Below are 12,585 nucleotides of genomic sequence, written 5' to 3' on the forward strand. Positions count from 1 at the left end.
GTCAGCAATGGATAAATTCCCTTTCCAGCTTGGCATACACCCTATTAACTGGGTCGGTGAAGACGTGAAGGAGCATGGAAATGACACGACCTTCGAGCAAATTGTAGATGAAATTCAAGCGTTAGGCTTGAGGGGAACGGAAATGGGGCGAAAATACCCGACCGATTCGGCTTTACTGAAGGAAGAGCTTTCGAAGCGCGGCATCAGCCTTTCTTCGCAATGGAAAACCGTATTGTTCTCCGATCCGGCCTACCGGGACGTCGAGCTTGCTGACTATCGCGAGCATGCAAAGTTTTTGCAAGGGATGGGCAGCAAGGTCATTAGCACTTGCGAAGGAGGAGGCTCGCTGCATTTCGATGCGCGGCGGACACCGAACGAGAAGGAAGTGCTGCGACTGGATGAAGCGGGCTGGAGAAGCCTGGCCGAGGGACTGAACGCGGCCGGAGCTATTGCGCAGGAATATGGCTTGAAGCTAACGTACCATCATCATGGAGGTACGGTGATCGAAAGCCCTCAGGAAATCGATCGTCTTATGGAGCTGACCGATCCTTCGTTTGTTTATCTATTGTTTGATACCGGCCACGCGTATTACGGCGGTGCTGATCCGCTAAAGGTGCTGCAAAAGCATTATGACCGAATCGCTTATGTCCATCTCAAGGACATACGGCAGGATGTACTGGATCGTTCGCGTGCGGAGCAAGCTGATTTCGTCACTTGTATTCGCAACGGGGTATTTACTGTACCGGGAGATGGCTGCATAGATTTTGAACCCATAATTAAGGAATTAGTTACTCGCGGCTACGACGGCTGGGCGATGCTCGAAGGAGAACAAGACCCTGAAGAACATCCTGCTTACGATTACGCGAAGCAATCTTTGCTTTATTTAAATTCCCTTAAGACAACGTAAAGGAGGATGCAGCATGCAGCAAGTGAATTTTTCAAGCGATAAACCGATGGATTTTGTAGCTATAGGACGTTTATGCATCGATTTGAACGCTAATGAGATCAATCGTCCCATGGAAGAGACGATGACCTTTACCAAATACGTAGGCGGCTCCCCTGCGAACATCGCGATCGGAATGTCGCGCCTTGGACAGAAGACTGCTTTTATTGGGAAAATCGCGAACGATCAGATGGGACGGTTTATCTCCAGCTATCTGCAGCGCGAAGGCATTGATACGTCGAGCGTCTCTGTAGATGACACGGGAGCGGTAACGGGGCTTGCTTTTACTGAGATCAAAAGCCCGTCTGAATGCAGCATTCTCATGTACCGAGACCATGTAGCTGATTTGCTTCTGAAGCCCGAAGAGGTAAGCGAGGAAATTATCTCGCAAGCGAAAATGCTGCTTATCTCGGGTACGGCTTTGGCGCAAAGCCCTTCGAGGGAGGCGGTGTTCCAAGCGCTGGATTATGCGAAGAAGCATGGGGCTGTTATCGCATTTGATCTTGATTATCGGCCTTATACGTGGAAATCGGCAGAGGAGACCGCCGTTTATTATAATCTGGCAGCTGAGAAATGCGATATTCTGATCGGTACGCGTGAAGAATTTGACCAGATGGAAAGGTTTGAAGCTAACCCCAATCACGATGACCGGGTGACTGCGACGAAGTGGTTCAGCTATTCTGCTAAAATTGCGATTATCAAACATGGCAAGGAAGGCTCAATTGCCTATGCGAAGGACGGCTCGGAGCATCGTGCCAAGAGTTATCCGGCTAAGGTCGTCAAAACCTTCGGAGCAGGCGATTCCTATGCTGCGGGATTTCTATACGGAGTTATGCAGGGCTGGACGCTGGAGAAAAGCATGGAGTATGGCAGCGCAGCCGCATGTATCGTCATTTCGAGCCATAGCTGCTCAGATGCCATGCCGACAACAGATCAAGTAAACGACTATATTAAGCGCTGTGAGCGCGGGGAAATTACAGCTTCATAAGCCGAGAGGAGAGCTAAACATGGTAAACACATTAAAAAATTGGATCGGCGGAGAATGGGTGGAGGCTTCAACCTCTGAAGTAGAGGCGGTTGTCAACCCAGCAACAGAAGAAATACTTGCGAATGTTCCTTTATCTACAAAAGAGGATGTCGACAAAGCGGTCTATGCAGCCAAGAATGCATTCCAAAGCTGGAGCAAAACACCAGTACCGAAACGCGCACGTGTATTATTTAAATATCAGCAGCTGCTTGTTGACCATTGGGAAGAGCTTGCCCAGCTGATTACGAAAGAAAATGGCAAAAGCTACAGCGAAGCTTACGGTGAGGTGCTGCGCGGCATCGAGTGTGTAGAGTTCGCGGCTGGTGCTCCGAACCTGATGATGGGCAAGCAATTGCCGGACATCGCTTCCCACATTGAATCCGGCATGTACCGTTACCCGATCGGCGTGATCGGCGGAATTACTCCGTTCAACTTTCCGATGATGGTGCCTTGCTGGATGTTCCCGCTTGCTATCGCTTGCGGCAACACGTTCATCTTGAAGCCTTCCGAGCGTACGCCGCTATTGGCGCAGCGCCTAGCAGAGCTATTCGCAGAAGCTGGCCTGCCAGCAGGTGTGCTGAACGTCGTGCACGGAGCACGCGATGTCGTGAACGGGATTTTGGAACACAAGGATATTGCGGGGGTATCATTCGTCGGTTCTCAGCCCGTGGCTGAATATGTATACAAAACAGGTACGGCAAACGGCAAACGCGTGCAAGCTTTGGCTGGCGCCAAAAACCACTCCATCGTGCTTCCGGATGCTGATCTTGACCTGACGGTCAAAGAAATTGTCAATGCGGCTTTCGGCTCGGCTGGTGAGCGCTGCATGGCCTGTGCTGTCGTTGTAGCGGTAGGTGAAGTCGGCGATTCGCTTGTAAGCAAGCTGACCGATGCTGCAAACAAAATTACGATCGGCAACGGCATGGAAGAGAATATTTTCCTCGGTCCGGTCATTCGAAGCGGGCATAAGGAAAGAACGCTTCATTATATTGAAACTGGCGAGAACGAAGGAGCTTTGCTCGTTCGCGACGGACGCAAGGATGGAGCAACTGACGGAGAGGGATATTTCGTCGGTCCTACGATTTTCGATAACGTGGATTGCGGCATGAAAATTTGGCAGGACGAGATTTTTGCCCCCGTACTTGCGATTGTACGCGTAGCGACTTTGGAGGATGCCATTGTCCTAGCCAATCAATCCGACTTCGCTAACGGTGCTTGCTTATTCACGACCAATGGGAGCAGCGTTCGCCAATTCCGCGAGACGATTGATGCGGGCATGCTTGGCATTAACTTAGGCGTGCCTGCGCCGATGGCATTCTTTCCATTCTCGGGATGGAAGAAATCGTTCTACGGCGATCTTCACGCAAATGGAACCGACGGTGTGGAGTTCTATACGCGCAAGAAAATGGTGACGGCACGTTGGTAGTGTTGTTTGGCAGTTCAGGCATAGGGAAGCGGGAGGTATAATCAGATGAAAAAACAAATAAAAATCGGCATTATTGGAGCGGGCCGGATTGGTAAGATCCATGCCGATAACCTGCTGCGTCTGCCCCAGGTACAGATAACGGCGGTCAGTGACCTGTTCGCAGGCCCTGAACTCATGGAATGGGCGACAGAGCGGGGAATTTCGAAAGTATGCAAAGACAGCTCCGAAATTATAAATGATCCTGCGATTGATGCAATCTTTATCTGCTCTTCGACGGATACGCATGTCCCTCTCATTAAACAGGCAGCGGCAGCAGGCAAGCATGTGTTTTGCGAGAAGCCGCTCAGCATGGACATCAAGCGGACGGAGGAAGCCGTTGCGGCGGCAGCGGCGGCGGGCATTAAGCTGCAAATCGGCTTCAACCGCAGGTTTGACCATAATTTCAAGCGCGTGCGTGAGCATGTGCTGATCGGTTCGGTTGGCACGCCGCATATCGTGAAAATTACTTCACGCGACCCGAATCCGCCGCATGAGGAGTATATCAAAGTATCCGGCGGTATCTTTATGGATATGATGATCCATGATTTCGACATGGCACGTTTCCTGACCGGCAGCGAGGTGACGGAGGTTTATGCACAGGGTGGTGTTCTGATCGATCCGGTCTTCGGTAAATACGGAGATGTGGATACGGCCATCGTCACGCTGCGCTTCGCGAATGGAGCGATGGGTGTGATTGACAACAGCCGCCAGGCAGCTTATGGCTATGATCAGCGTGTAGAGGTTTTTGGTTCCAAGGGCAGCGTCGCAGTCAGCAATGATCACCCGAACACGGCTGAGGTCAGCTCCGCGGAGGGCGTGACGCGGGATAAACCGCTGCACTTTTTTCTGGAGCGCTACAATGAAGCTTACATCGATGAAACCAGGCAATTCGTGGAATGTCTCACAAATGGGCAGCCTCTCCCTGTTACGGGCGATGACGGCGTGAAGGCCGAAACGATCGCTTTGGCAGCCAAGCTGTCCTATCAGCTCGGACGTCCCGTTCAAATCAGCGAGGCTGTGGAATTGAAACAGAAAGCAGAGGGGGCGCAGAGCTATGTCTAAGCTAATCGTTAAGCCTGTGAGTCCGAATAAGGACGGCATCGTACTTGCTGTTTCACCCGAATCGGCAGGCTGGCAATATGTCGGGTTCGAGGTAGCGAAGCTGGAAGTGGGACAAAAGCTGGAACGCGTGACCGGCGATCTCGAATATTGCTTGGTACTGCTGTCTGGCATTGCAGATGTTGCCACACAGGAAGAGAGCTTTACGAAGGTTGGCGATCGGATGAGCGTTTTCGAGAATAAACCGCCCTATGCCGTCTACGTTCCAAATGGCGACCGCTTTGAAGTAACTGCAACGACTGCACTTGAGCTTGCGATTTGCAGTGCCCCTGGGAAAGGCGGCTTCAAGGCACGCCTTATCGCACCTTCGGCTGCCGCACAGGAAACGCGGGGCTACGGAAATTTGGAGCGCCAAATTTACAACATTTTGCCGGAGAGCGAGCCGGCAGACAGTCTGCTGGTAGTCGAGGTTATTACGCCGGAGGGTCATTGGTCGAGCTATCCGCCTCATAAGCATGACCGTGATGCCCTGCCCGAGGAGTCGCTGCTGGAGGAAACATACTATTACAAAATTCAGCCTGAGCAAGGGTTTGCCGTGCAGCGAGTCTATACGGATAACCGCTCTCTTGACGAGACGTTGATCGTAAAGAACGGTGAAACCGTGCTCGTTCCAGAAGGCTATCATCCGGTATCCGCGCCTCCGGGCTATGAAGTGTATTATTTGAATGTCATGGCGGGACCGACAAGAGCCTGGAAATTTGTCAACGATGAGGAACACGCTTGGATTATGACGAAGCCGAGCGACCGAGTATAAAGATTGCCAATAGTATGATTTAGACATTGTCATGCAGCAAGTAAAACAAATGGAGGGCGGGAGCGAGTATGGCTCCTGTCCTTTCCTCGTTCTGACGATTTTATATTTTAAAATTGCGATATATCAATAGTAGACACAATTGTGATAATCAGATCCATTGTTGTTCAGCACCCTCGATAGTAAGATACAAGTATAGCTGCTCAGGGGCCAGCCAACAATAAACTTGTATATGAAGAGGGGGAGTGCAACGATGTTTAAGAAGGATTCCGAACTTTTAAAGCCGCTTACCGACAAGCAGCTGGAGCAATACAGGCAAGACGGATACATTATCATAAAAAAAGGGTGCAGCGCCGATTTGATCGATGCTTTTAACAGACACATTTACGAACTTCGCTCTGCGCCGCTGAACGAAATGCTCGACTGGGCACGCACCTCGGAGAAAGCACGCTTCTCCACGCGGCTTTTCAATCCGCATCAGCATGACAGCTTTTCTAGGCAAATGATGAAGCTTCCCATCGTAAGAGGCGCATTAGCCCAATTGATGGAAAAGGAAGCGGTTTGCGTGCAAAGCATGTTCTTCTATAAGGAACCGGGCTCTCACGGTCAGGCGGCTCATCAGGATTATTACTATATCAAAAACGATCCAATGACGATGGTTGCCGCCTGGATCGCGACGGAAGAAAAGGTAGACGAGCAGAACGGGTGCTTGTGGGTTATCCCAGGAACGCATAAGCTTGGCCTTTTGCCGCATGGAAAAGTGAAAAATCTCGAGGAGCATGAAGAATGGACGGATGAGACGGAAGGCATCGACTTGACAAAGCAAATTCCGGTCATAATGGAAAAGGGAGATATATTGTTTTTCCATGAGCTGCTGATCCATTCTTCCAACCGCAACCGAAGCGAGGACCGCTGGCGCCGCTCTTACGTTTGCCATTATATCCGCGAGGATTCAGCCGTCACGCTGCGAGAGGATTTGCGCGAGAAGTATTCGTTGATTTAATGACTGAGGCCCCGGTCAGTTATTAGAGAGTGATAAAGGAACCAATAAGCAGCAGGGTGGCGATGACAGTAGTACAAAAGTCTCAATTCCCCTTGTATTCCAACACATTGTATTGATAAACTAAATAGATAAAGCCTTCCGCTTTTCGAAAGCGGTTACAGAAAGGCTACTCTTTTTTTTGAATGGAGCTGAAAAAAATAAGCAAAACGTGGTACTACCGTCTGCTTTTTTCATATATGCCGGTTTTTTTACTCATGATCTCTTTTTTGTTTTTCATCTTTTTTCAAGTGCTGACAGAACGTGCGCAGCAGGACACAGCCCATATTTACGCGAGTGTCAACAATCAAATTGTCCAGACCGTGGAGCAGCCGCTGCAGTCGATTGACCATATGATGGTAACCGTTCAGACGCGCAGCAGCAACTCGGCCGAATTCAATATGCTCGATTATTTTGATCAGGAGGGTCCGCCGTCCGTTTTTTTTACGTACCAAATGACCAAAGAATTCAATAACCTAAGGCAGCTCTACCAAAGCATCCATTCCATTTATTTGGTTCGGGAACGAGACAACTATGTGCTTAGCTCCAATACGGTGTCGCCGCTGGAGCAGTTTTCGGACCGCGACTTTATCGAAGAGCTCCTGCAGGACAATTATTCTTACCACTGGACGAATATGCGCATATTCAAGGAGTTTCATGCTTCAAGAGAGGAGTCTGTCGTTTCGCTTGCGCGTAAGTATTTGACGAGCCGCGGCGAAAGCGGTCTGATGATTATTAATGTGCGGACGAGCTCGCTTGAAGGGCTGGTATCGCAAAAAATGGATCAAACCGCCAGCTATGTTATGATAACGGGCAAGAACAACGAGCCTGTATTTGCTTCAGAGAAAGAGGCATCGGAAAAACGCAAAGCCATTTCAACCGTCGTGTCTGATTATACGGGCTGGACCTACGAAAGCGGACTGAATAAAGGAAGCAGTTTTACGATGCTGCAAACCTTTTCGAGCGTATGGATCATCCTCGCTCTTATCGTCGCTGTTTTTGGAATGCTATCGATTGTGTATATGACCAATCGCAATTACAAGCCGCTGCGTGCGCTTATTAATAAACTGGACAAAATCTCATATGCATCAGGCGAGCAGGGTGCTGCTGAGCGAAATGAGTTCAACTATATTGAATCGACGGTCGATTCCCTAGTTCAGCGCTTCAACCTGTTCAAGTCCCAATCCGATATGAATAGCGGCTACCGCAAAAAGTCGATTTTTCTTGAAGTGATGAGCGGTTCCAGATCGCTTGCGAATGCGGAGTGGAATGTGGAGATGGAACGTCACGGCTTTACGAGCGGTTTCAGCAAGGCCGCCGTTATCGTTATTTCGATCGATAAATATTCAGATTTATTGTCGCGTTATCGGGAGCAGGATATGATCTTGTTCCGTTTTATCATTCAAAATATGTACATGGAGCTTATTCAGAAATACGATCTTTTTAGTTGGAGCGAATGGGTGAACGATAAAGAGATGTGCGGCTTCATTTATATACAAGAGGATAATGAAAAGCAGTTGATAGATAGCATCCTCAAGGTTTCGGACAGCGCGCTTCAATGGATCAGGGCAAATCTGCCGTTCACGACTACTTTCGGAATCGGGCAAACGACGGATTCGGTCACGATGCTCAAGACTTCTTATAAAAAAGCGATGGAAGCTGTGAATTTCAGGCTGGTGTTCGGCAATAACCGCACGATTGGGTACTGGGAGACTGAATCGGGAACCTCCTTCGAACTGTACAATCAACTTGAGCAAATTCGAAGCCTCATTTACGCATTTCACTCGATGGAGCCAGATTGGCTGTTAAAATACGGCACGCTTTTCGAGCAGTTCAAGCAATATAAGTTGAAACGTGAGGATATCGTTAATTTACTCAACTATTTCATCTTTTATTTGTTTGAGCATGTGCATGGCACCATCCTAAACGACGAAATCATCGAGACGAACAAAGCGATCATGAAGGATGTGATCGATCAATTTGAAACACTTGAGGATGTGCAGGAAGAGATTCTCAGCATTATGGAGAAGCTTGAATATGTCATTGCCGAGCAAGCAAGCAAGGGCGGGGCAGCCGAAATTGCGGTCAAGATGAAACAGTATATTGAAGAGCATGTGTCCGATCCGGATTTATCGCTTATTCATTTAAGCCAGCAATTCGATATTCCTTCCAAAAACGTCAGCTCGCTATTCAAAGAGCAGTTCAATATTAAATTCATCGATTTTCTTATTCATCGAAGGGTTGAGCTGGCTAAGCAGCTGCTGCTGGAAAAAGAGATGAGCGTTCAGGAAATCGGACGTGCGGTTGGTTATTTGAATCCGGTCTCATTTAACCGGGTTTTTAAGCGGGTGGTAGGCATTCCGCCGGGTGATTTTCGTAGAGAGAAGCTCGGTTAAGCAAGGAAAAAGGTATATAAATCAATCGGATCGCGCCGTCAGGGCTCGGTCCGATTTTTGTATACCGCCGGATTCTTGTAAATTGCAGGGCTGTGGATTTGTGGGGTATAGTTGCCTCAACAAACCAATCTATAGTCACAAGGAGGCGTTGCGAGGTGTCCAACATGACCTCAATACCAGCCGCAGCACGCATGCCGACAGAGCCGATCAAACGGACCGTTCGAAGCGAAATCGTTAGAAAGATGCAAAGGCATTGGCAGCTTTATCTTTTGATCCTGCTGCCGCTCATTTATTTTATTCTATTTAAATACGTTCCGATTTTCGGCGTTCAGATCGCGTTTAAGGATCTAAACGTGAAGGCAGGCATCTGGGGCAGTCCATGGGTAGGCTTCAAACATTTCGAAGCATTTTTTAACCACCCAAACTTTTGGCTTCTCATTAAAAACACGCTGTTTTTAAGCCTGTACACGTTAGCGGTAGGCTTTCCTGCTCCAATCCTGCTCGCGCTTATGATTAATGAATTAAAAAACGGTTTTTTCAAACGGACGGTTCAAATGGTTACTTACGCGCCATACTTTATTTCCACCGTTGTCATGGTTTCAATGATTCTGCTTTTCCTGGCACCGCGTATCGGCGTGATTGATCATGTGAGAACCGCGCTAGGGCTTGATTCCGTCAATTTTATCGGCGAACCCTCCATGTTCAAGACGATCTTCGTCCTCTCGGACGTTTGGCAGTACATGGGATACAGCGCCATCATTTATATAGCCGCTCTTGCTGGAGTTAACCCGCAGCTTTACGAAGCTTCGAAGCTTGATGGCGCTAGCCGGCTGCAAAAAATCATTCATATCGATCTGCCGAGCATTATGCCGATCATGGTGCTGCTTCTTGTCCTGAACATGGGACAACTGCTGAATATCGGCTTCGAGAAGGTGTATCTGCTTCAAAATCCGTTGAACACGAGCTCTTCTGAAATCATATCGACCTACGTGTACAAGGTCGGCCTAGTGCAGGCCAATTACAGCTTCTCGTCGGCTGTCGGATTATTTAATTCATTGATTAACCTACTATTAATATTGCTTGCCAACTTCGGGGCAAGACGCGCTACAGGATTGGGGTTGTTCTAATATGGCGAAATCAGGTGCTATTAAAGAGCCGTTGTCGGACAAGGTGCTGCTCACCGTCATTTACATCGTATTGTTTGCCGTATTGGCGGCCGTTCTTTACCCGCTTATTTATATTGTGAGCTCTTCGTTCAGCTCGCCGCAGGCAGTTGTGTCCGGAAGAGTATGGCTGTTCCCAGTCGAACCGTCGCTGAAAGGCTATACGGCAGTGCTAAACAACCCACGCATATGGGCAGGCTATTCGAACTCTCTATTCTATATGTGCGTGGGAACCTTGATCAGCGTCTTCCTTACATTTGCACTAGCTTATCCGTTATCGAAGCGCACTTTTTACGGGCGAACACTGATCATGTATTTGATCATTGTCACCATGATCTTCAGCGGAGGGTTGATCCCTTATTATCTAACGGTGAAGAGCCTCGGGATGATCGACACGCGCTGGGCTTTGCTGCTGCCGCAGGCTATCGCGGTCTGGCAAATATTTATTGCAAAAACGTTCTTTCAGGAGTCGATTCCAGATGAATTGAATGAAGCGGCAGAAATTGACGGCTGCAGCGATCTCCGTTTCCTCTGGTCCATTGTTCTTCCGCTGTCAAAGCCAGTAGTCGCGGTGCTTGCGCTCATGTACGCCGTAACCGCATGGAATGCTTACTTTGATGCGCTAATTTTCTTGAAAAACGTAAATCTATACCCACTGCAGCTGATTCTTCGCGAAATTCTGATACAAAATTCCGTCGATAATTCAATGATGGTAGACGTACGAACAATGGAAGCTAGACAAGGAATGAAGGATTTGCTGAAATTTTCGCTAATCGTCGTTTCGAGTCTGCCTGTCCTCATCATATATCCATTTGTTCAGAAGCATTTCGTAAAGGGGGTCATGATCGGTTCTCTTAAAGGTTAATATAAACAGATAATAGGCAGAAAGAAGCCGAAGGCAATATCCATAACAAATCTAAAGGGGTGTTTAGAATGAAAAAAACATGGAGAATAATGGCTGGTGTTTTGTTGACAGCTGCACTTCTCATGAGTGCTTGCTCAAAAAATGATAATTCTGCGGGTCAAGGAAAGAATGGAGCCGGTGAAGGCGGAGAATCGCAAACGCCGGTCAAATTATCTGCATTCATCAATCAATCGCCTAACCTTGCAAACCTGAATAATCCGTTTACGAAACTGGTGGAAGAGAAAACAAATGTGCAGCTGTCGTTTACGGTCGGAACGCCTAACGATAACAACGATAAACGTAATGTGCTTATGGCAAGCGGCGATTATCCGGAGATTTTCCTTAGCGGAAACTTTACGCCTGCCGAGCAAATGAAGTTCGGCAAGCAGGGTGTCTTCCTGCCGCTTAACGATCTGATCGATCAATACGCACCGAATATTAAGGGGATTTTTGAAGAACGTCCGGATTTGAGAACGGCGGTTACCTCCTCGGATGGGAACATATACGGCATGCCGCAGGTTAATGAATGCTACCACTGCTGGTATGCGCAAAAGCTGTGGATCAACCAAAAATGGCTGGACAATCTCGGGCTGGACATGCCGACGACTACGGAGGAATATGCTGAGGTTCTGCGTGCATTCAAAACCAAAGACCCGAATGGAAACGGCATTGCAGATGAAGTTCCGCTTAGTGGAGCACTGTACACATGGCATGGCGACATTACGGGTTTCCTGATGAATCCGTTCATATACAATAACGGCGACGGTCAGTCCTTCTCGTATATTCGCGTCAAGGATGGACAGGTACAGCTCTCTGCCAGCCAGCCGGAATGGAAAGACGGACTTGGCTATCTGGCATCCTTGTATAAAGAAGGTTTGATTGATCCACAAACCTTTACGCAAAACCAGGAAGGACTGCAGCAGCTTGGCAACAACGTCGGTGAAACGATTTTAGGTTCATTCGCAATCGGCCATGTGCAGATGGCTGTAGCTGCGACCGACGAGCGCAATCAGGATTATGTGGCTGTTCCGCCGCTTAAAGGACCTAATGGCGTGCAGTTGTCTGGCTATTACAAATCAGTGGGTAACCAGGGCCGGTTTGCCATTACGGATAAAGCGAATGAAGAGCAGCAGATCGCAGCGATCAAGATGCTTGACTATTTGTGGACTGAAGAAGGAACAAGAGGACAAGTATTCTCGGTGGAGGGTCATTCCTGGAGCAAGGCAACTTCTGATCAGCTTAACGTGAACGGGCAGCCTGCCAGCTATCAGGTGGATCCATCCTACCGAAGCGAGACGATCCACACGGATGGCTGGGATCAGGCAGGTCCTGATTTCCGTCCGCGAGACCGTTTCGAGTCGGAGGCTGTATCTCAGGATATCCTGTCGCCAGAGGGCTACGAGCTTCGCTTGGTCATGGAGACGAATAAGTATGAGGGCTTCGAGCCGAAAGAGGATGAAATGTTCCCGATTGATATTTTCATCAGTGCCGAGGATGGTGAAAAAGCCGCACAATTCAAAGCGACGATTGAGGATTACGTCCGTTCGAATATGCTGCAGTTCATTACGGGGCATAAGGATATCCAGAAGGATTGGGACAGCTATGTACAAGGCTTCGGTGGCCTGAAGCTGACTGATTACTTGCAAATCCTGCAAAGTGCTTACGACGCGGATCTGAGCAAAATGAAATAAATGAAATAATCGCGCGTTTAGTTTGAAATTAGCGGCCTGCGGCGTAGTGCTTCAGGCCGTTTATTCGATCAAGAAGGAAGTGAGACA

General features: G+C 48.6%; 10 protein-coding genes. All 10 read left to right on the forward strand.

Translation table 11 applies throughout. From position 1 onward, the window contains the following. Positions 1-7 precede the first annotated feature (7 nt). The 10 genes from iolE to MHI37_RS11570 all read left to right on the forward strand — a co-directional run bounded on the left by iolE (position 8) and on the right by MHI37_RS11570 (position 12,498). A complete protein-coding gene (gene iolE / locus MHI37_RS11525; protein ID WP_076338170.1) occupies positions 8-907 on the forward strand; it encodes a myo-inosose-2 dehydratase in 900 nt (299 codons plus the stop codon). Between the two features lie 13 nt (positions 908-920). Further along, the gene (gene iolC, locus MHI37_RS11530; RefSeq protein WP_076338171.1) at positions 921-1,931 is read left to right on the forward strand and encodes a 5-dehydro-2-deoxygluconokinase; all 1,011 of its coding nucleotides are present in this window, start codon (positions 921-923) and stop codon (positions 1,929-1,931) included. Positions 1,932-1,950: 19 nt separating this feature from the next. Beyond that, positions 1,951-3,396: a CoA-acylating methylmalonate-semialdehyde dehydrogenase gene (locus tag MHI37_RS11535; protein ID WP_076338172.1), complete on the forward strand. Its 1,446-nt coding sequence runs from the start codon at positions 1,951-1,953 to the stop codon at positions 3,394-3,396. Positions 3,397-3,441: 45 nt separating this feature from the next. Continuing rightward, complete coding sequence (gene iolG / locus MHI37_RS11540; protein ID WP_076338173.1) at positions 3,442-4,497, forward strand: inositol 2-dehydrogenase; 1,056 nt, start codon at positions 3,442-3,444, stop codon at positions 4,495-4,497. Then, positions 4,490-5,308 carry a 5-deoxy-glucuronate isomerase gene (gene iolB, locus MHI37_RS11545; RefSeq protein WP_076338174.1) on the forward strand — a complete coding sequence of 273 codons (819 nt, stop codon included), beginning with the start codon at positions 4,490-4,492 and terminating at the stop codon, positions 5,306-5,308. Before iolG ends, iolB begins: the two co-directional genes overlap by 8 nt. Positions 5,309-5,558: 250 nt before the next feature. Then, a complete protein-coding gene (locus MHI37_RS11550) occupies positions 5,559-6,308 on the forward strand; it encodes a phytanoyl-CoA dioxygenase family protein (RefSeq protein ID WP_076338175.1) in 750 nt (249 codons plus the stop codon). 254 nt (positions 6,309-6,562) lie between these two features. Beyond that, positions 6,563-8,740: an AraC family transcriptional regulator gene (locus tag MHI37_RS11555; RefSeq protein ID WP_179090258.1), complete on the forward strand. Its 2,178-nt coding sequence runs from the start codon at positions 6,563-6,565 to the stop codon at positions 8,738-8,740. A 191-nt stretch (positions 8,741-8,931) separates the two neighbouring features. Continuing rightward, positions 8,932-9,867 carry an ABC transporter permease subunit gene (locus MHI37_RS11560; RefSeq protein WP_076338224.1) on the forward strand — a complete coding sequence of 312 codons (936 nt, stop codon included), beginning with the start codon at positions 8,932-8,934 and terminating at the stop codon, positions 9,865-9,867. Position 9,868: 1 nt separating this feature from the next. After that, positions 9,869-10,768, forward strand: coding sequence for a carbohydrate ABC transporter permease (locus MHI37_RS11565; RefSeq protein WP_076338177.1), 900 nt, complete (start codon positions 9,869-9,871; stop codon positions 10,766-10,768). A 68-nt stretch (positions 10,769-10,836) separates the two neighbouring features. After that, positions 10,837-12,498, forward strand: coding sequence for an extracellular solute-binding protein (locus MHI37_RS11570; RefSeq protein ID WP_076338178.1), 1,662 nt, complete (start codon positions 10,837-10,839; stop codon positions 12,496-12,498). Positions 12,499-12,585 lie beyond the last annotated feature (87 nt).

The organism is Paenibacillus sp. FSL H8-0548 (assembly GCF_038630985.1).
GTDB lineage: Bacteria > Bacillota > Bacilli > Paenibacillales > Paenibacillaceae > Pristimantibacillus.